The sequence below is a fragment of the Micromonospora siamensis genome (genome assembly GCF_900090305.1).
GTDB lineage: Bacteria > Actinomycetota > Actinomycetes > Mycobacteriales > Micromonosporaceae > Micromonospora > Micromonospora siamensis.
In genome coordinates this window covers 5921874-5939174 of the sequence record NZ_LT607751.1, presented here as the reverse complement: position 1 = coordinate 5939174, position 17301 = coordinate 5921874, and the positions used below count along the sequence as shown (strand labels likewise).

At 71.6% G+C, this 17301-nt stretch carries 21 protein-coding genes; 6 read left to right on the top strand and 15 right to left on the bottom strand.

Features of this window, described 5'->3' with window-relative positions; all coding sequences use genetic code 11:
* Nucleotides 1-27 precede the first annotated feature (27 nt).
* The gene (locus GA0074704_RS27145) at nt 28-735 is read left to right on the top strand and encodes a VOC family protein (protein ID WP_088973099.1); all 708 of its coding nucleotides are present in this window, start codon (nt 28-30) and stop codon (nt 733-735) included.
* Between the two features lie 14 nt (nt 736-749).
* On the opposite strand, the gene GA0074704_RS27140 is transcribed toward GA0074704_RS27145, so the two are convergent.
* The 5 genes from GA0074704_RS27140 to GA0074704_RS27120 form a co-directional block, all read right to left on the bottom strand.
* On the bottom strand, nt 750-1181 hold the full coding sequence (locus GA0074704_RS27140) for a DUF6234 family protein (RefSeq protein WP_157743800.1): 432 nt from the start codon (nt 1179-1181) through the stop codon (nt 750-752).
* Nucleotides 1182-1230: 49 nt separating this feature from the next.
* Nucleotides 1231-2211, bottom strand: coding sequence for an aldo/keto reductase (locus tag GA0074704_RS27135; RefSeq protein WP_088973097.1), 981 nt, complete (start codon nt 2209-2211; stop codon nt 1231-1233).
* A 68-nt stretch (nt 2212-2279) separates the two neighbouring features.
* Nucleotides 2280-2846, bottom strand: a complete 567-nt coding sequence (locus GA0074704_RS27130) for a hypothetical protein (protein ID WP_088973096.1) — start codon at nt 2844-2846, stop codon at nt 2280-2282.
* Nucleotides 2843-3961 carry a helix-turn-helix domain-containing protein gene (locus GA0074704_RS27125; protein WP_197697575.1) on the bottom strand — a complete coding sequence of 373 codons (1119 nt, stop codon included), beginning with the start codon at nt 3959-3961 and terminating at the stop codon, nt 2843-2845. The genes GA0074704_RS27130 and GA0074704_RS27125 overlap by 4 nt, the downstream gene beginning before the upstream one ends.
* Nucleotides 3962-4098: 137 nt before the next feature.
* Nucleotides 4099-4512 carry a GntR family transcriptional regulator gene (locus GA0074704_RS27120; RefSeq protein WP_088973095.1) on the bottom strand — a complete coding sequence of 138 codons (414 nt, stop codon included), beginning with the start codon at nt 4510-4512 and terminating at the stop codon, nt 4099-4101.
* A gap of 252 nt (nt 4513-4764) precedes the next feature.
* Here GA0074704_RS27120 and GA0074704_RS29570 point away from each other — a divergent pair, with 252 nt between their 5' ends.
* From GA0074704_RS29570 to GA0074704_RS27105, 3 genes are all read left to right on the top strand, one after another.
* Entirely contained in the window at nt 4765-5082 is a 318-nt protein-coding gene (locus GA0074704_RS29570) for a DivIVA domain-containing protein (RefSeq protein WP_377471935.1), read from the top strand.
* The gene (locus GA0074704_RS27110) at nt 5079-5339 is read left to right on the top strand and encodes a hypothetical protein (RefSeq protein ID WP_088973094.1); all 261 of its coding nucleotides are present in this window, start codon (nt 5079-5081) and stop codon (nt 5337-5339) included. The genes GA0074704_RS29570 and GA0074704_RS27110 overlap by 4 nt, the downstream gene beginning before the upstream one ends.
* 67 nt (nt 5340-5406) lie before the next feature.
* Complete coding sequence (locus GA0074704_RS27105) at nt 5407-6204, top strand: inositol monophosphatase family protein (RefSeq protein ID WP_088973093.1); 798 nt, start codon at nt 5407-5409, stop codon at nt 6202-6204.
* Between the two features lie 365 nt (nt 6205-6569).
* Here the strand turns inward: GA0074704_RS27105 and GA0074704_RS27100 are convergent, their stop codons facing one another.
* The 3 genes from GA0074704_RS27100 to GA0074704_RS27090 are packed head-to-tail and all read right to left on the bottom strand — an operon-like array spanning nt 6570 to nt 8223.
* Complete coding sequence (locus GA0074704_RS27100; RefSeq protein WP_088973092.1) at nt 6570-6950, bottom strand: VOC family protein; 381 nt, start codon at nt 6948-6950, stop codon at nt 6570-6572.
* Between the two features lie 9 nt (nt 6951-6959).
* Nucleotides 6960-7694: a class I SAM-dependent methyltransferase gene (locus GA0074704_RS27095; protein ID WP_088973091.1), complete on the bottom strand. Its 735-nt coding sequence runs from the start codon at nt 7692-7694 to the stop codon at nt 6960-6962.
* A 31-nt stretch (nt 7695-7725) separates the two neighbouring features.
* The gene (locus tag GA0074704_RS27090) at nt 7726-8223 is read right to left on the bottom strand and encodes a class I SAM-dependent methyltransferase (RefSeq protein WP_088973090.1); all 498 of its coding nucleotides are present in this window, start codon (nt 8221-8223) and stop codon (nt 7726-7728) included.
* Between the two features lie 95 nt (nt 8224-8318).
* Between GA0074704_RS27090 and GA0074704_RS27085 the strand changes: the two genes are divergently transcribed.
* Complete coding sequence (locus GA0074704_RS27085) at nt 8319-8639, top strand: hypothetical protein (protein ID WP_088973089.1); 321 nt, start codon at nt 8319-8321, stop codon at nt 8637-8639.
* Here GA0074704_RS27085 and GA0074704_RS27080 read toward each other — a convergent pair.
* Together GA0074704_RS27080 and GA0074704_RS27075 are read right to left on the bottom strand one after the other, a co-directional pair.
* Nucleotides 8627-8989, bottom strand: coding sequence for a PH domain-containing protein (locus GA0074704_RS27080; protein ID WP_088973088.1), 363 nt, complete (start codon nt 8987-8989; stop codon nt 8627-8629). The genes GA0074704_RS27085 and GA0074704_RS27080 overlap by 13 nt on opposite strands.
* Nucleotides 8990-9039: 50 nt before the next feature.
* On the bottom strand, nt 9040-9348 hold the full coding sequence (locus tag GA0074704_RS27075; protein ID WP_088973087.1) for a 4a-hydroxytetrahydrobiopterin dehydratase: 309 nt from the start codon (nt 9346-9348) through the stop codon (nt 9040-9042).
* Nucleotides 9349-9533: 185 nt separating this feature from the next.
* Between GA0074704_RS27075 and GA0074704_RS27070 the strand changes: the two genes are divergently transcribed.
* The gene (locus GA0074704_RS27070; protein WP_088973086.1) at nt 9534-9974 is read left to right on the top strand and encodes a (deoxy)nucleoside triphosphate pyrophosphohydrolase; all 441 of its coding nucleotides are present in this window, start codon (nt 9534-9536) and stop codon (nt 9972-9974) included.
* A gap of 83 nt (nt 9975-10057) precedes the next feature.
* On the opposite strand, the gene GA0074704_RS27065 is transcribed toward GA0074704_RS27070, so the two are convergent.
* From GA0074704_RS27065 to GA0074704_RS27045, 5 genes are all read right to left on the bottom strand, one after another.
* Nucleotides 10058-11125, bottom strand: a complete 1068-nt coding sequence (locus GA0074704_RS27065) for a succinate dehydrogenase/fumarate reductase iron-sulfur subunit (protein WP_088973085.1) — start codon at nt 11123-11125, stop codon at nt 10058-10060.
* The gene (locus tag GA0074704_RS27060) at nt 11125-13038 is read right to left on the bottom strand and encodes a fumarate reductase/succinate dehydrogenase flavoprotein subunit (RefSeq protein ID WP_088973084.1); all 1914 of its coding nucleotides are present in this window, start codon (nt 13036-13038) and stop codon (nt 11125-11127) included. The genes GA0074704_RS27065 and GA0074704_RS27060 overlap by 1 nt, the downstream gene beginning before the upstream one ends.
* A gap of 10 nt (nt 13039-13048) precedes the next feature.
* Nucleotides 13049-13855 carry a hypothetical protein gene (locus tag GA0074704_RS27055; protein WP_088973083.1) on the bottom strand — a complete coding sequence of 269 codons (807 nt, stop codon included), beginning with the start codon at nt 13853-13855 and terminating at the stop codon, nt 13049-13051.
* Nucleotides 13856-14391: 536 nt separating this feature from the next.
* The gene (locus GA0074704_RS27050; RefSeq protein ID WP_231926696.1) at nt 14392-15834 is read right to left on the bottom strand and encodes a TldD/PmbA family protein; all 1443 of its coding nucleotides are present in this window, start codon (nt 15832-15834) and stop codon (nt 14392-14394) included.
* The gene (locus tag GA0074704_RS27045) at nt 15831-17267 is read right to left on the bottom strand and encodes a TldD/PmbA family protein (RefSeq protein ID WP_088973082.1); all 1437 of its coding nucleotides are present in this window, start codon (nt 17265-17267) and stop codon (nt 15831-15833) included. Before GA0074704_RS27045 ends, GA0074704_RS27050 begins: the two co-directional genes overlap by 4 nt.
* Nucleotides 17268-17301: the final 34 nt, after the last annotated feature.

Sequence of the window (17301 nt, the reverse complement as noted above, 5' to 3'; positions counted from 1 at the left end):
GCGCTGCCCCGTGTCTACGGTGCAGGGATGCTCTCGCGAACGCTGACGGTGGCCTTCGACGCGGACGATCCCACCCGCCTGGCGCGGTTCTGGGCCAACCTGCTCGGCCGGGAGGTGGTCGAGGACGCCCGGGGTGCGCTGGTGCCCGGCACGGACACCCAGGTCGCCCTCCGCTTCGTCCCGGCCGGCCCGGACGAGGGCGGCCCGCACCGCCGCCTGCACCTGCATGTGACCAGCGACGTCTCCGGCGACCAGCAGCAGGTGGTGGCGGCGGCGCTGCGGCTCGGCGCCGGTCACCTGGACGTCGGGCAGCGCCCCGACGAGGGGCACGTCGTCCTGGCCGACCCGGAGGGCAACGCGTTCTGTGTGATCGAGCCGGAGAACAACTTCCTCGCCGGCTGCGGCCCGCTCGGCGAGGTGGCCTGCGACGGCACCCGGCAGGTCGGCCTCTTCTGGAGCGCGGTGCTCGACTGGCCGCTGGTGTGGGACCAGGACGAGGAGACCGCGGTCCAGTCGCCGCACGGCGGCACGAAGGCCGCGTGGGGCGGGCCCCCGGTGGCCGCGAAGGAGGTACGCAACCCGCAGCGCTTCGAGCTCGCCCCGCCCGACGGCGACCAGCGGGCCGAGGTCGACCGGCTCGTCTCGCTCGGAGCGACCCGGCTGGGGGCCGCCGCGGACGGCGCCGTGGTGCTGGCCGACCCGGACGGCAACGAGTTCATCGTCCTCGGCGGCTGACCGGGCCGGGCGGGTCAGCCGCCCGGGCAACGGGTGTCGCCACCGCTGAGTTCGACACAGTGCCCCGGGGCCGACGGCGGCGGGACGGGCGGCTGCCGATCCCGGTTGGCCGCCGCGCCCAGCACCAGCGCGGGACCGCCGAGCAGCAGCGTCAGCACCAGGAAGACGACCGCGGTCCGGACCAGCCGCATCCCGTACGCCACCAGCGCGATCACCAGCGGCCCGCCCGCCACGACGAGGACCAGGGTCGTCCCGGCCCGGGACGCCCGCCGCTCCAGCTCCGCCGACGCGGCGTCCGGCGGGGAGTACGAGGCGGCCCACTGCTCCATGCCGATGCTGAACAACCACCAGCCGGCCGCGAGCAGGCCACCGATCCAGAGCAGCACCAGGAGTCCGACGACCGGACCGCCGGGCCGCGGGCGCGAGGGCGTGGAAGTGGCAGTCATGCCGCCCAGCGTGGCCCGGACGGCACCGTCGGCACATGAGCCGCCGTACTCAGGAGAAGCCGAGGACGGGGTGCGGCCGGTAGGGGCTCTCCAGCGTCTCGTTCTCCTCGTCGGTGAGGTGCAGGTCGAGGGCGGCGACGGCGTCGGTGAGGTGGTGCGGCCTGGTGGCGCCGACGATGGGCGCGGTGACACCGGGCCGGTCGGCCAGCCAGGAGAGCGCGACCTGCGCGCGGGGCACGCCCCGGGCCTTGGCCACCGCGGCGACCGCGTCGACCACCCGCCGGTCGTCGGCCTCGGTGCCGGCATAGAGGGTACGACCGAACTCGTCCGTCCCGGAACGCTCGGTGGTCTCGTCCCAGTCGCGGGTGAGCCGGCCCCGGGCCAGCGGGCTCCACGGGATGACCCCGACGCCCTGGTCGGCGCAGAGCGGCAGCATCTCCCGCTCCTCCTCGCGGTAGAGCAGGTTGTAGTGCGGCTGCATGGACACGAACCGGGTCCAGCCGTGCGCGTCGGCCAGGAACAGCGCCTTGGCGAACTGCCACGCGTACATGGAGGAAGCGCCGAGGTAGCGCACCTTGCCGGCCCGGACCAGGTCGTGCAGCGCTTCGAGGGTCTCCTCCATGGGCGTGCCGGGGTCCAGCCGGTGGATCTGGTAGAGGTCCACGTAGTCGGTGCCGAGCCGGCGCAGGCTGTTGTCGATCTCGGTCATGATGTGCTTGCGGGACAGGCCGGCGCCGTTCGGCCCGGGCCGCATCCGGCCGTGCACCTTGGTGGCGATGACCACCTCCTCGCGGCGGGCGTACTCGTTGAGGGCCCGGCCGACGATCTCCTCGCTGGTGCCGTCGGAGTAGACGTTGGCGGTGTCGAAGAAGTTGATCCCCGCCTCGATCGACTGCTTGATGAACGGGCGGGCCTGATCCTCCGGCAGCGACCACGGGTGCGGGCCACGGTCGGGTACGCCGTAGCTCATGCAGCCGAGGCAGAGGGCGGACACCTCGAGGCCGGTGGATCCGAGAGTGGTGTAGCGCATCAGGGGTGTCTCCGTTCCGGTCGTGTCCCGATCCCGTACCCCACCACCTGCCGGACGAACAGACAGCCCTAACACAGGCCGTTCTCGATGGCCCATTTTTCGAACTCGCCGTGCTTGAACGGCAGACGGTACTCGCTGGCAAGTAGGTCGTCAGCCAACGCGCTCACCAGCGCGATGGTCAGGAGGTTCTTCCGGATGGCGTCGCAGAGCAGTCCGAGGGTTCCGCGCAGGTGAACTCCTGCCCGCTGGGCGGCCTTCCGTCCAGCGCCGTCGTCGACGACTGCGATTCCACCGATGGTCGACGCCAAGGCGAGGACACCTGCTTCGCCCTTGTTACGTTCTCCTCTGACCAGAAATTGTGAGAACTCGGCGAATGCCAAGATTTCGGCAGGGCTCCGCAACTCTCGGGGCTCGATCCAGGAGGCTTCCAGCACTGCCTTCACCCGACTGTCCACGGCCGCGAACTGTTGCAACTCGTCCACCACGACATCGGGCACGAGGGCTAGACGATCTCCGACGACCGCCTTTAACACTCCCAGCCAGTTCTGCCGTGCGAAGTGCACCAGGGGGCTGGTGTCGAACACCAGTATCTCTCGCTCCTCATCGTGCGCGGCCGCACCGTCCTCGGCGTTCACACGAGGTTCCAAACGGCGCTCTGCGGCAACTTCGGCAGTTCCGGTAGATCGTCCTCGTCCCAGGTGTCGAACAGTAGGTCAGTGGCTCGGGCCGCGGTGACTGTCTCCTGGCGGTAGAGACGCAGAACTGCCGCCTGGTATGCCTGCGGCAGGTGGGGCGCGGCCAACTCGTCGTTCACCAGAAGGTTGAACTCGATGATGTCGGCACGAGTGGTGCGGGTCTGCCGCACCCTGTGAGCCTCACTCGGCGGTACGAGTTCGAGTTCGAGGAGTCGACGAGCCAGGGTCGACATGTCCACCCGGAAGGCGCTGGCGAGCTTGACCGATGCCGTCCGCAGATCATCACCTTGGGAGCGCAGAGTGCTCCAACTGGCCCGCACGGCCTGTGGCGGCAGGAGTAAAGCGCGACCGAATCTGTCCAGTCGTGCCTCCCACGCGGCGTCGTCCTCACTCTCGCCGACCCTCCAGTCGACGGTGTACTCGTCGGCAAACAGGTAGTGGCCGAATTCGTGGGCGGCGGCCAGTCGCCGTCGGCCGACGTGCAGATGGCCGTTGATGAGCGCGATCCCACCCTGGCGCAGATGGAGTGAGGCGGCGTCTGCTGCGTCCGCCCCCAGATCGAAGGCGAACGTGAACAGGCCCACATGGGCCAGGCGCTTCGAAACGTCGAAGCATGGCTCTGAGGTGTCTAGGCGCAGAAGCCGTCGAGCGGTCGCGGCAGCCTTCTCTACCTCCTCGGGGCTGCGGGGCCGCGCCATGAACTCCGGCGAAACGAGTGCCAATCGGTCGTCGTTCTTGTCGACGAATTCGACGTGCCAGGCGATCCTCTCGGCCACCTGATCGATGGCAGGGCTCGCCGCCCCAGGTTCGGTGACGTTGCGGTGCGAGACGATCGCTGGCGGAGTGTCCAGCACGAACCACTCGATCCGCTCCTGCAGGACGTGCGCGATGCGGGCGAGTTCCAGAGCGGAAACTCTGCGCGACCCCTTCTCGATCTTGGCGAGCGCGGAGCGGTCGATAGAGATCTGTGCCGCAAGTTCTTCTTGGGTCAGGCCGGTGCGAGCGCGGGCTTCCGCGATACGGCGGCCCATCGCCTCGCTGTCAGTTGTCGCCACGTGTTCGATTTTAGAACAATCTCAGCTCGAGCGGGTCGGCGCGTCGTTCGCGGGTCGCTGAAGGGGCGGACCGGAGCGCTTGAACGTCCACAGGTCGCTGGGCTGCTGATCTTTCCGGTAGTTGCGGCGACCACCGGTCAGGCCTCGGGCCGGATGAGTTCCACCTCATCGCCGGGCAGCACCTCGACGGCGCCGCCGGGATTGCGCACCTCCAGGATCGGTACGCCCTCGTCCAACTGCATCGCCCGCCGCTCCTTGCCGCTGGGCATCCGCGCCACCACGGTCGCCCCCGGCGCCAGCTCGACCTGCCGCCGGGTGGGCGTCTCGCGTACCCGCGTGCCCATCGGACGGGTCGTGGTGACCAGTCCCTCGGACCGCAGCAGCGAGATGGCCATGCGCACCGCGTCCCGGCCGATCCCGTGCTCCTGGCTGAGCTGCAGTTCGGTTCCGACGGGCGCGCCGGCAGGAAGACTGCCGGACTCGATCCGCTCGCGGATCAGGTCGGCGAGTTGCACATAGACCGGGGTGTGCGAATACGGATCGATGGTCATTCGTCAAGCCTTGTGCCCCTGTGGCTACGAGCCATGTTGGCATTGTTGGAACATTGCCCTCTTGCTAGAGTCGCCGTTAGCGAAGGGTGCTCGTCGGGTGACCGAACACCCTCACCCGAAGGTGTCCTTCGCTGTGCGCGGCCCTGCTGTCGTACTGCTGATCGGAGCTGCGGTGGTGGGGCGGGGTGGTCGGCCCGCGCGCGGCGGGCGGGTCGACCACCCCTTCCAGCCCGACTCCGAGAGGTGGAGACCTTGCGTGCCTTGCTGCGGCGTACCGGCCGGAACCAGCGACCGCTCCGGACCCGTGGGCCGGGAGCGAACTACCGATCGTCGGCGTACCTGCCGTTGCTGCCCTGGCAGGTGCGGGAGCGGCAGTTCCGGTGGACCCGCCTCGGCCGCCGTGGCCTGGACCCGGACGAGGTGCAGACCTTTCTGGAGCGGGTCGCCGGTGATCTCGCCGCGGTCCACGACGCGCTCCGCGAGAGCCGCCTGGAGACGGCCCGGATCAAGGAGGCGCTGCGCCGCTGGCAGTCCGAGCAGGCGCAACGGGGCCAGGCGGCCCGGCGGTGAGGGTCGGGCGGGAGCGCTTCGTCGTACACCTGCCGTTGGTCACGACCGACCTGGCCGCGGCCCTGCGGCTGGCCCGGGTGGTGGCGCGGTGGGCGGGCCTGCTGCCGGCCGCGGACCCGGGGGAGACCACCGTGTCCGCCGAGGACGACCAGGGCGTACGCCATCGGGTCTTCTGCGACCTGCGGCTGCCCGGCGGCCGGCGGTGCCTGCTCCGGGCCGACCACGACGGGCCGTGCGCCCGCAGATCGACTCGTTGACCCGCTGTGGCGGTGTCCCGCTGTCGACGGGGCGGCGGGCCCCGATGCCCCGGCTACGCTCCCGGGCATGTCGATCCCCGATTCTGAACTGGCCGTGGCTGCCGCGTCGGCCGGTGCCCACGTGGTCCGCGTCCGTTACGGCACCGTGCTCGCCCGGTTCGACAAGTCGCCGACGGACTTCGCCACGGCGGCGGACATCGAGGCCGAGCAGGCCATCCTGGACGTGCTGCGCACGGCCCGGCCGGACGACGCCGTGCTCGCGGAAGAGAGCGGGCGGACCGGCGGCACCGACGCCGCGCGCACCTGGCTGGTCGACCCGCTCTGCGGCACCCTCAACTTCGCCGCGCGGACCCAGCTGGTGGCGGTGAACGTGGCCCTGCGCACCGGTTCCCACGTCAGCGCGGCTGCCATGGCGGACCCGTTCACCGACGAGGTCTTCTGGACCGACGGCGCCCGTGCGTCCGTCCGCCACGCCGGCACGGACGAGCCGCTCGCACCGACCGGGGAGTCCCGGCTGGTGGACGTCAACCTGGACCCGCCGTTCCCGAACGCCTCCGCCTTCCGGGCCGCCCGGCTGCTCGCCGACGACCGGTTCGTCGCCCGGTTCGGGCCCCGGGTGCTCTCCACCACCCTGGCGCTCACCTGGGTGGCCGCGGGCCGGCGGGCCGCCTACCTGACCGACGGTGCGGTCGCCGACAGCGTCCACTTCGCGGCCGGGATCGCGCTGTGCCGGGCGGCCGGCTGTGTGGTGACCGACCTGCGCGGTGCGCCGCTCGCGGCCGGCCCGGTCGGGCTGCTCGTCGCCGCGGACGAGCAGACGCACGCCGAGCTGCTGGCCCTCGTCCGCGACCAGCTCACCGGCTGAGCCGGCCGGCTCGGCGCGTGGTGGCCGGGCTTTCCGAAGCGGCGGTCAAGGGTCGTTGCCGCTTGTCCGCGTCGCGTTCTCGGGCGGCGAGGTGCTTGTTCGCCGCCTACAGACTTGAGAGCACGGACGACTCACGAAAGCCTCCGGGCCTTCCGGGGATCGGCGGAGCCTCCGCCCTGCCCGGCGGAGAACGGATCCGCACCGGCTGCTGAGTCGTTGACGCTCTCAAGTCTGTAGGCGGCGGACGGCCCACCCGGTGGGGCGGCGCACCATTGCCGCGCAGCCGCGTGACCTGCCGGCAGCCGACGCGGTGGCGGGTCCGGGCGCGCGGTCCACAGCAGACGACCGGGGGCGGCCGGGGCAGCTCAGAGGGGCTGGACCAGCTGGATCGGGTTGCCGTCCGGGTCGGCGACCCAGGCGATCAGCAACCGGTCTAGCCACCGGTACGGCGCCGCCAGGGCGGCGGCCCCGGCGGCCGTGACCTCGGCGAAAGCGGCGGCGGTGTCGTCGGTCCAGAGGATGACGGCGGCCCGCTGGCCCTGGCTGATCGGGTCCAGGCCGTGGTCGTCCCGGGTGGACCGTGCCGACGCGATGCCGATCTTGTAGCCGTCGAGGATCAGGTCGACGTGGATCGGCTCGCCCTCGGCCGGCACCCGGAACGTCTCGGTGAAGCCGAGCCCCAAATAGAACGCGGCGGCCCGAGGGACGTCCTCGCTGAACAGGATGACCTGCGGCGAGCGGAACATGGGTCGACCCTAGTCGCGTGGCCGGTAGACGGAGATGTGCGACCGGCTCTCGGCGGTGAACGGCGAGCGGTCCCAGTCGGCGTACCGCTCGGTGAGGTGCAGGCCGGCCCGCCCGGCCAACTCGTCGATCTGCTCCGGCCAGGCGTACCGCATGGCGAAGGGCTTCAGGTGTACGCCGTCACGGTCGAAGGTGATGGTCTGCCGGACGAAGGTCTGCGCGGCCCGGTCGTACTGGTGCAACCGGATCGTCGCCGAGTCCTCGGTGACCTCGCGGATCTGCACCTGCTCGTCCCGGTCGAAGCTCGCCGCGTCCGGCACGAAGGTCTCGATGACGAACGCGCCGCCCGGCGCGAGCACCCGCGCCACGTTGCGGAAGCAGTCCGCCTGCCGCCCCGCGCCGGTCAGGTTGAACAACGTGTTGAAGACCAGGAACACCAGCGGGTACGACCCGTCCACCGGCACGTCCGCCATGTCGCCGATCACCACCGGGATCCGGTCGCCGCCCGGCTTGCCGCGCAGCACGGCCACCATCTCCTCGGACGCCTCGATCCCCTCGACGGCCAGGCCGCGCTCGGCCAGCGGCAGCGCCACCCGCCCGGTGCCGATCGCCAACTCCAGGACCGGGCCACCGTCGGCGAGACCGGCCAGGAACTCCACGGCCGCCGTCGGGTCCGGATTGTCGGTCGAGTCGTACCTGGCGGCCCAGAGCCGGCCGAACAGGGCGGGATCATCGAAGACCGACACGCCGTCTCCCCTCAGTGGACAACCGGGCCAGTCAACCGCCGTCGACGGGTGCGGGCAACGGATTTCCGGTCATGTCGGACGGCGGGCCAGCAGGTAGCAGCGTTCCGTCGGGCCGCAGCACCCGGCGCATCTCGGTGAACGCCGGCCGCAGCTCGTCCGCCGCCAGGTGGATCACCGAGTACAGCGCCACCGCCGCGTCGAACTCGCCGTCCCCCGCCGGCAGCGCCAGCAGGTCGCCCTCCCGGAACTCCACCCCCGGGTACGCCGCCCGCCCGGTGGCCACCATCGCGGGGGAGAGGTCGACGCCGACGGCGCGTACCCCCTGAACGGCCAGCCACGCCGCCATGTGGCCCGGCCCGCAGCCCAGGTCGACGACGACCGGCTCGGGCCCGGCCTCCTCGACCAGCGCGGCGAGCAGCGCCCGGTCCAGCGGCTTGCCGTCCAGTTCGTCGCCGATGCGCTCCCGGTAGGTCCCGGCGACCGTGTCGTAGCTGCGGCGTACCCGGTGATGGTCCTCGATGCCCGGCATGGTCGCCAGCCTGCCACCCCCGCGGCCCGGCGTGGGGTCGCGGGCCCGGCCGACCGGCCCTAGGCTGAGCCGACGCCGACGGATCGGGGGACCCAGTGGAGCATCTCGGCGCCTGGTCGGGCGGGGTGGTCGGCGGCCTGTTCGCCCTGGCGGGCCTGACGTTGCTGGTCAAGGGCGCCGTTCGGCGGGACCCGGTGACCCGGCGGCACGGCTGGCAGTACCTCGCGTTCGGGTTCGGTTGCGGGCTGGTCGCCGTGGCCGCGGGCCTCGGTGGCTGGGCGGGATGGCTCGTGCTCCCCGGCCTGGTCCTCATCTGGGCGATCAACCGGCAGATGTCCCGGGGCGCGAACGCGCCGACCGGGTGGCGGCCCTGGCGGCGGCGGCCCGCCGACGGGCCGGGCGGTCACGAGATGTAGTGCAGGATGACGTTGTGCACGTGGTGGCTCTTCTCGGCCCCCCGGAACTCCACCTCGTAGGTGTGGGTGCCGACGTGGATGGCGATCGCGCCGGTGGAGAAGAACGACCCGCCCCACGACTTGTTGCTCACCACGCTCACGCTGGTGATCTTCGAGTACGGGATGCTGGTGATCGCGTACTTCTTGCCGACGAACGAGCGGTCCTGGATGATCACGCGCCGGTCGGTCAGGCCGATGAACCCGGTGCCCGTCCCGACGGCGTCGTAGACGGCGATGATCCGTTCCCCGTCGAGCAGGCCGCTCTGGATCTGCTGGAACTGCTCCTTGCGGTCGTACGTCGCGTTGGCCATGCACCCCACGGTAGGAACCCCGGGCCACCGGCCGCGAGCGTCGAGGGGGATCAGGCGCCCGTGACGGCGCGGTACGCGTCCTCGATGCGGGCGGCCAGCAGGACCTCGCCCTCGGTGAGCGGCACGCCGTCACCGTGACCGACCCGGATCTGGGTGTGGTCGGCGCGTCGGCTGATCTCCGGCCGCAGGCGCAGCGCGTCCGCGACCACCTTGACCCGCTCGGTCAGGGCCGCGTGCTGGGTGTCGTCGATGACCAGGGTGCGGCGGATCTGCTCGCCCTCGCGCGTCCAGCCGGTCAGCAGGGTCAACGCGTCGGTGAGGTAGTCGTGCTTCGTTCGGCCGTTGAAGAGCGCGCGCATCACCGCACCTCCCAGGCGTCGTTGCCGGCTTGTGGCCAAATCGTCGCCGTCCCGTGTCCTCGTCGGTACCCCCAAGTCTTGTCGCCGCGCCGGGGGTGTGTCCACGCCCACACTTCTCAGATCTACTGTCCTGGCGGCCGGTCACGGTACCCGAATCGCCGATTGATCTGGCACGCTGGACGGCCGTGCGGACCGAACGGGCTAACGGGAATGGGCAGGCCGACCGACGGGACCTGAAGGTCGTGGTCGGGGCGGCGATCATCGCGGACGGGCGGGTGCTCGCCTGCGCCCGATCCGCGCCGCCCGAGGTGGCCGGCCGGTGGGAGTTCCCCGGCGGCAAGGTCGAGCCTGGTGAGACGGAGACCGCCGCGCTGACCCGCGAGTGCGCCGAGGAGCTCGCCGTACGCGTGCAGGTCGGTGAGCGGGTCGGCCGGGACGTCCGGATGGCGCACGGCCGTTCCGTGCTGCGCGTCTACGCCGCCCGGCTGCTGCACGGCGACCAACCCAGGCTGCTGGAACACTCGGCCCTGCGCTGGCTCTCGGTCGACGAACTGGACAGCGTCGACTGGCTCCCCGCCGACGTGCCGATCGTGCCCGCGCTGCGCGAACTGCTCACCGGCGGCTGACCCGGGGAAAACGGACAGCAGGTCGAAAACGGGACGGGGGCCGCCGGCATGTGCCGTGGCCCCCGTCGTGGTGCTCGTCGTGCTCAGTGCTTTTCGTCCTGCTGCGGGTGAGCGAAGTTGAGGTGCTCGGGCGGCAGCGGGAAGGTGACGTCGTCGCCGAACGGCGACGGGGCCGCCGCCCGGTCGAAGGTCAGCTCCGTCAGCGGCAGCTTGCCGTTGTCGTCCACCGCCGGTGCCGTCGGGTGCGGCACCTCCCGGTGCCAGTTCACGCCCTGCTGCGCCTGGCGCTCGGCCCGGGCGTCGTGCGAACCGCCCGCGTGCGAGTGCACGCCGCGGTGGGCCGCGCTGGCGGTCGCGGCGCCGCTGTGCTGCCCGCTGTTCACGCTGGTCTGAGGCACCTGACCCCTCCGGAAGATCTTGCTACCAAGCCACACGAGGGGATCGTACCTGCGGTCGACGACCCGTTCCTTCATGGGGATGATCCCGTTGTCGGTGATCTTGATGTGCTCCGGGCAGACCTCGGTGCAGCACTTGGTGATGTTGCAGAAGCCCAGACCCTGCTCGGCCTGCGCGTACTCCTTGCGGTCGGTCTTCGCGTCCAGCGGGTGCATGTCCAGCTCGGCGGCGCGGATGAAGAACCGCGGGCCCGAGAACGCCTGCTTGTTCTCGTCGTGGTCGCGGATCACGTGGCAGACGTTCTGGCACAGGAAGCACTCGATGCACTTGCGGAACTCCTGCGAGCGCTCCACGTCGACCTGCTGCATCCGGTACTCGCCCGGAGCCAGGTCGGCCGGGGGCGCGAACGCCGGCGTCTCCCGCGCCTTCTCGTAGTTGAAGGAGACGTCGGTGACCAGGTCGCGGATGACCGGGAAGGTCCGCAGCGGGGTCACCGTGACCGTCTCCGCCTCCTCGAAGGTCGACATCCGGGTCATGCAGCTCAGCCGCGGCTTGCCGTTGATCTCCATCGAGCAGGAGCCGCACTTGCCCGCCTTGCAGTTCCACCGGCAGGCGAGGTCCGGGGCCTCGGTGGCCTGGAGCCGGTGAATGACGTCGAGGACCACCTCGCCCTCGTTCACCTCGACCGTGTAGTCCTGCAGGTCGCCGCCGGACTCGTCGCCCCGCCAGATCCGGAACTGCCTCTTGCTGCCCATCAGTTACCCGCCTCCTTCGCGAGGGCGTCGAACTCGGCGAGCTCCTCGTCCGTCAGGTACTTGCCCAGCTCCGCCCGGTCGAAGAGATTGATCAGCTCGGGGCGCATCTTCGGCAGCGGCTTGTGCGTCAGCCGGACCGTGTCGCCCTCCAGAGCGCAGACCAGGTTGACCCGACGCCACTTCGGGTCCATCGCCGGGAAGTCCTCCCGGGTGTGCCCGCCCCGCGACTCCTGCCGCTCCAGGGCGGCCTTCGCGGTGCACTCCGAGACCACCAGCATGTTGCGCAGGTCCAGCGCCAGGTGCCAGCCCGGGTTGTAGCGCCGGCCACCGGACGCGCTGACCTTCGCCACCCGCTCCCGCAGCTCGGCCAGCCGGGACAGCGCGTCCACCAGCTCGCCCTCCCGGCGGATGATGCCGACCAGATCTCCCATGACCGCCTGGAGGTCCTGCTGGAGGACGTACGGGCTCTCGCCGGTGTCCCGCTGCAACGGCGCCAGCGCCGTCTCCACCGCGGCCTCGACCGCGGCCACCGCCAGCTTCGGCCGGGCGGTCAGCCCGTCGGCGTACGAGGCTGCGTGGCCGCCGGCCCGCTTGCCGAAGACCAGCAGGTCGGACAGGGAGTTGCCGCCGAGCCGGTTGGAGCCGTGCATGCCGCCGGAGACCTCACCGGCGGCGAAGAGCCCGCGTACCGTCCCGAACGCCGCGCCGCTGTCCGGGTCGACCTCCACGCCACCCATCACGTAGTGGCAGGTCGGGCCGACCTCCATCGGCTCCTTGGTGATGTCGACGTCGGCCAGCTCCTTGAACTGGTGGTACATCGACGGCAGGCGGCGACGGATCTCCTCGGCCGACTTGCGGGAGGCGATGTCCAGGTAGACGCCACCGGCGGGCGTACCCCGGCCTTCCTTGACCTCGGTGTTGATCGCCCGGGCGACCTCGTCGCGGGGAAGCAGCTCCGGCGGACGCCGGTTGTTGTCCGGGTCGGTGTACCAGCGGTCCGCCTCCTCCTCGGTCTCCGCGTACTGCTTGCGGAAGACGTCGGGGACGTAGTCGAACATGAACCGCTTGCCGTCGGAGTTCTTCAGCACGCCGCCGTCACCGCGGACCGACTCGGTGACCAGGATGCCCTTCACCGACGGCGGCCAGACCATGCCGGTCGGGTGGAACTGGAGGAACTCCATGTTGATCAGCGTGCCGCCGGCCCGCAGCGCCAACGCGTGCCCGTCTCCGGTGTACTCCCACGAGTTCGAGGTGACCTTGTAGGAGCGCCCGACGCCGCCGGTCGCCAGCACCACCGCGGGCGCTTCGAAGAGGACGAACTCGCCGGACTCCCGGTAGTAGCCGAACGCGCCGGCGATCCGGTCCCCGTCGAGCAGCAGCTCGGTGATCGTGGTCTCCGAGAAGACCTTGATCCGGGCCTCGTAGTCGCCGTGGTCGCGCTTGTCCTCCTGCTGGAGGGAGACGATCTTCTGCTGGAGGGTACGGATCAGCTCCAGGCCGGTCCGGTCGCCGACGTGCGCCAGCCGCGGGTACTCGTGGCCACCGAAGTTGCGCTGCGAGATCTTGCCGTCGGAGGTGCGGTCGAAGAGCGCGCCGTACGTCTCCAGCTCCCAGATCCGCTGCGGCGACTCCTTCGCGTGCAGCTCGGCCATCCGGAAGTTGTTCAGGAACTTGCCGCCGCGCATGGTGTCCCGGAAGTGCACCTGCCAGTTGTCCCGGCTGTTCACGTTCCCCATCGCCGCGGCGGCGCCGCCCTCGGCCATCACCGTGTGCGCCTTGCCGAACAGCGACTTGGAGATGATCGCGGTGCGCTTGCCCGCCAGCCGGGCCTCGATCGCCGCGCGCAGGCCGGCGCCGCCGGCCCCGATCACGACGACGTCGTAGTGGTGTCGTTCGATTCGTGTCTCAGTCATGTCCGGGCTCTCAGTTGATGAACCGCAGGTCGGGGAACCAGTTGGCGGCGATGGCCATCACGTAGAAGTCGGTCAGCGCCAGCGTGCCGAGGGTGATCCAGGCGAGCTGCATGTGCCGGGTGTTCAGCCAGGACACCCCGGTCCAGGCCTTGTAGCGCACCGGGTGCTTGGAGAAGTGCTTCAACCGGCCGCCGATGATGTGCCGGCAGGAGTGGCAGGAGATCGTGTACGCCCAGAGCATCACCACGTTGACCAGCAGGATGACGTTGCCCAGCCCGAAGCCGAAGCCCTTCGGCGAGTGGAAGGCGTAGATCGCGTCCCAGGTGTTGATCAGCGAGATGATCGCGGCGGCGTAGAAGAAGTAGCGGTGCAGGTTCTGCCCGAGCAGCGGGAACCGGGTCTCACCGCTGTACGACTTGTGCCCGTCCGGCACGGCGCAGGCCGGCGGCGACAACCAGAACGACCGGTAGTACGCCTTGCGGTAGTAGTAGCAGGTCAGCCGGAACAGCAGCAGGAACGGCAGGGTCAGCGCGGCGTCCGGGATGATCCACCAGCCGGGCAGGAAGCTGCCGAAGTGCGAGGAGCCCTCGACGCACCGCTCGGTGACGCACGGCGAGTAGAACGGCGTCAGGTAGTGGTAGTCGGGGACCCAGTAGAAGTCGTGCATGAAGACCCGGACCGTCGCGTAGATGACCCACGCGCTGAGCCCGACGACGGTGATCAGTGGGGCGAACCACCAACGGTCGGTACGCAACGTCTTCGCCGCGATGGCGGCGCGCGCTCGCGCTCCCCGCGGCCTCGTTGCCGTAGAAGTCATTCGAGTCGTCTCCCTGACGGCGCAGCCCTCGCGGGCCGCGGATCACGTTCTCGTTCGCCTCAGCGGACCGGCGGGACCGCGTCCACTGGCACGTCTTGCGCACGCATGCGACCGCACCGCGAAAGGGCGCAGCTAAGTGACACACGTTACGCCGATCTCCACGGCCCGGCCGTGCAACGCAGTGTCCCGTGTGTCCCTCAGCTTGGAAAGACCCTAGACCAAGATCAATATGTGGCGGCCTGGTGCGCGGACCGCCCCCTTTGCCGCAACCCGGCCGATCCGGCCCCCACTAGGCTTCGGGTTGCGGCGTCTCGGGGTGTCGCCCCGGCCCGGCTAGCCGGACCCCGGCGCGGACAACTTTTCGAGCGGGATACCTCAGAGTCATAGATATACCTCTGAGGTATCCCGCTCGCTCGGAGCATCGACTCCCGACCTCCTCGACCCGTCCGGCGCCCCGGACCCGGGCGGCAGGGTCAGGGTGTCGGGGTGCGGCGGTCCGCGCGCTCGGTCGGGGCGGCGCGGAACGGCCCTCCCGGTCAGCCGGAGGCGCCGCCGGTGAAGTTCCAGGAGGCCAACCGCACCGGTGGCGCCTCCCACCAGACACCGTCGTCCCGGTCGGGCAGGCGTACCGCCCGGGTGCCCAGGGCGAGCACCGCGCCGGGCCCCAACGCGCGCGGGTACGCCTCGGTGAACCGGAAGTCGCGTACCGCCCGCACCGGCACCCCGTCCTCCACCAGCCACACCCCGTTGCGGGTCAGTCCGGTGATCACCAGGCTCTTCGGATCCAGCACCCGGGTGTACCAGAGGTCGCTGACCAGCAGCCCCCGCGTCATCCCGGCCACCAGCGCGGCGGTTTCCGGATCGGCCACCGCGCCGGCCACCGCAGCCGATTCGGTGCCGCTCGTTGCCGCGCCGCCGCTCGGGTCGCCGGCCGCTGCTCCGCCGCTCGCTGCCCCGCCGTCCGGCGCCGGGAGCAGGCGCAGGTTGTGCGGGACCGGTCCGAAGGTGGCGGCCCCGGGCATGCCGTGGCCGGTGGACTCGGTGCCCGTCTCGGCGGCGCTGCGCCGGTCGTACGCCAGGGCGCGGGTGACGCCGCCGTCGACCAGGGTCAGCGCCCGGCGGGCGGTGCCCTCGGAGTCGAACGGCACGTGGGAGCCGTGCAGCGGATCGTCGACCAGGGTCACCGCCGGGTCGAACTGTGCCGTGCCCGGCTCGGCGAAGGACTGCCGCTCGGCGTACCGCTTGCCGTTGAAGCCGTACCAGGAGAGGTTCTGCAGCAGGTCGGCGACGGCGGCGGGCTCGAAGACCACCTCGTAGCGCCCCGGGGGCAGCTCGACCGGGTCGCCGGCGGCGCGTGCCTTCGCGGCGGCCCGGCCGCCCAGCGCCGCGCCGTCCAGGTCGGCCAGCCGGTCGACGGCGAGCCGGGCCACCCCGTCCGCCCCGCCGGCCCGGGCGATGCCGTCCATGGCCGCCGCGGCCGACCGCCCGGTCGCCAGGTGCCCGGCCGAGTTGGCGAACGCCTCGATCGTGGCGGAGGTGCGGCAGTAGCCGGCCGTCTCCAGGCCGCCGGCCGCGGCTACGAAAGCCCGGACGCGCTCGGCGCGGTCGTCGGGGGCGGCGTGCCCGGTGGCGTCGTCCCAGGCGGGAGCGGCGGGGACCGGGGTGGGTGCGAGCAGCCCCGGCCAGCTCTCGTCGGGTGGGCAGAGCCGGGCCGCCGCGAGGGTCCGCTCGACCAGCGCGGTCAGGCCGTCCGGGTCGACCAGGCTGCCACCGCCGGTGGCCGTCCGCCCGTCGACGTGCAGCCGCAGCCGTACCGACACGGCCACCTCGTCGACGTTCTGGTGGATGAAGGAGTTGGCGAACCGGGTGAGCGCCAGATGCCGCCGGGTCACCCCGACCTCGGCCTGCGCGCCCGGCCCGGCGAGGCGGCGGACCAGCTCCACCACCCGGCCGGCGATCGCGGCTTCGGTGTCGGTCACGCGCGCACCCCCACTCGGACGTTACGGAAGCGGGCCGGCGCGGCCGGGTGGCCGGTGTGCCCGATCTGGCCGGGCTGGCCCTTGCCGCAGTTCGGCGTGCCCCACGGGACGATCTCCGAGGAGAGCATGTCCATCGAGCGCCAGAAGAGCGGGCCGATGCCGGTGTACGTCGGGTTGCGCAGCATCCGCCCCCGCCGGCCGTTCTTGATCTCCCAGCCGATCTCGCAGCCGAACTGGAAGTTGAGCCGCTTGTCGTCGATCGACCAGGAGCGGTTGAGATCCATCAGCACCCCGTCGTCGGTCGCGGCGACGATCTCGTCGAGGGTGTGCGGGCCGGGCTCCAGGCCCACGTTGGTCATCCGCACCATCGGCAGCCGGGCCCAGCCGTCGGCGCGTACGCTGCCGCCGTAGTCGAGGCCGGCGACGGCGGCCGAGTCCCGGCCGGCGAGCACCCCCACCCACCGCCCCTCGCGGACCGCGTCCCGGGCCACGGCGGGGGAGCCCTCGTCGTCGAAGCCGAAGCTGCCGAGCGCACCCGGGATGGTCGGGTCGATCGTGACGTTCATCAGCTCGGAGCCGTACCGCAGCGAGCCGAGCTGGGCCAGGTCCAGCCAGGACGTGCCGGCGAAGGCCGCCTCCCAGCCGAGGATCCGGTCCAGCTCGATGGCGTGCCCGACCGACTCGTGGATCTGGAGGGCGAGCTGCTCGCCGCCGAGGATCAGGTCCGTCTCGCCGGCCGGGCATTCGGGCGCGGTCAGCAGGGCCCGGGACTCCTCGGCGATCCGGGCGGCGTGCGCGGTCAGGTCGAGCGAGTCGACCAGCTCCCAGCCGGTGGTGCCGTACTGGCCGCGATAGCTGGGATATGACCGGCGCTGGGTCTCGCGCTCGCCGATCGAGGTGGCGGAGATGCCGCCGCCGCACTCGCGGATCCGCTGGTCGATCCGGTGCCCCTCGCTGGAGACGAACCACTTGGCCGTGTCCCAGACCTGGTAGAGCCCCTCGGCCAGGTCGGCGCCGTGCTCGCGCATCGTCGCGGTGGCCCGGACCAGCAGGTCGCCCTTGTCGGACAGCGGCACCCCGAGCGGGTCGACCGCGCACTCCGACGCCCAGCTCGCGGTGACCGCCCGGGTCGGCACCAGGTCGATCGGCGGGCCGGGCACCCGGGCGCTGGCGGTGGCGATCGCCGCGGCCTGCCGCCCGGCGGCGCGGGCGGCGGCGTCGGAGAGCTCCGGCACGGCGTGGAACCCCCAGCTCGACCCGACCAGCGCCCGCACCCCCAGCCCGATGCTCTCGTGCTGGGTCAGCTCCTCGATCGCGCCGTTGCGCGCCGACATCGACTCGTAGCGGCGGTGCATCACCCGGGCGTCCGCGTAGCGCGCGCCGGCGTCGAGAGCGGCCTGGACGGCGGCGGTGGCCGCGTCGAACCCGCTCATGCCGGCCCTCCGCTTCGCTCCGTGCCGGCCCGAG

What these genes read in the sequence shown, in the direction of transcription:
- GA0074704_RS27135 (WP_088973097.1), bottom strand. Translation starts at nt 2,211, where the DNA reads ATGCGCTACACCACTCTCGGATCCACCGGCCTCGAGGTGTCCGCCCTC.
- GA0074704_RS27060 (WP_088973084.1), bottom strand. Translation starts at nt 13,038, where the DNA reads ATGACTGAGACACGAATCGAACGACACCACTACGACGTCGTCGTGATC.
- GA0074704_RS27145 (WP_088973099.1), top strand. Translation starts at nt 28, where the DNA reads ATGCTCTCGCGAACGCTGACGGTGGCCTTCGACGCGGACGATCCCACC.
- GA0074704_RS27055 (WP_088973083.1), bottom strand. Translation starts at nt 13,855, where the DNA reads ATGACTTCTACGGCAACGAGGCCGCGGGGAGCGCGAGCGCGCGCCGCC.
- GA0074704_RS27100 (WP_088973092.1), bottom strand. Translation starts at nt 6,950, where the DNA reads ATGTTCCGCTCGCCGCAGGTCATCCTGTTCAGCGAGGACGTCCCTCGG.
- GA0074704_RS27065 (WP_088973085.1), bottom strand. Translation starts at nt 11,125, where the DNA reads ATGGGCAGCAAGAGGCAGTTCCGGATCTGGCGGGGCGACGAGTCCGGC.
- GA0074704_RS27090 (WP_088973090.1), bottom strand. Translation starts at nt 8,223, where the DNA reads ATGCCGGGCATCGAGGACCATCACCGGGTACGCCGCAGCTACGACACG.
- GA0074704_RS27075 (WP_088973087.1), bottom strand. Translation starts at nt 9,348, where the DNA reads ATGCGCGCGCTCTTCAACGGCCGAACGAAGCACGACTACCTCACCGAC.
- GA0074704_RS27080 (WP_088973088.1), bottom strand. Translation starts at nt 8,989, where the DNA reads ATGGCCAACGCGACGTACGACCGCAAGGAGCAGTTCCAGCAGATCCAG.
- GA0074704_RS27120 (WP_088973095.1), bottom strand. Translation starts at nt 4,512, where the DNA reads ATGACCATCGATCCGTATTCGCACACCCCGGTCTATGTGCAACTCGCC.
- GA0074704_RS27140 (WP_157743800.1), bottom strand. Translation starts at nt 1,181, where the DNA reads ATGACTGCCACTTCCACGCCCTCGCGCCCGCGGCCCGGCGGTCCGGTC.
- GA0074704_RS27105 (WP_088973093.1), top strand. Translation starts at nt 5,407, where the DNA reads ATGTCGATCCCCGATTCTGAACTGGCCGTGGCTGCCGCGTCGGCCGGT.
- GA0074704_RS27045 (WP_088973082.1), bottom strand. Translation starts at nt 17,267, where the DNA reads ATGAGCGGGTTCGACGCGGCCACCGCCGCCGTCCAGGCCGCTCTCGAC.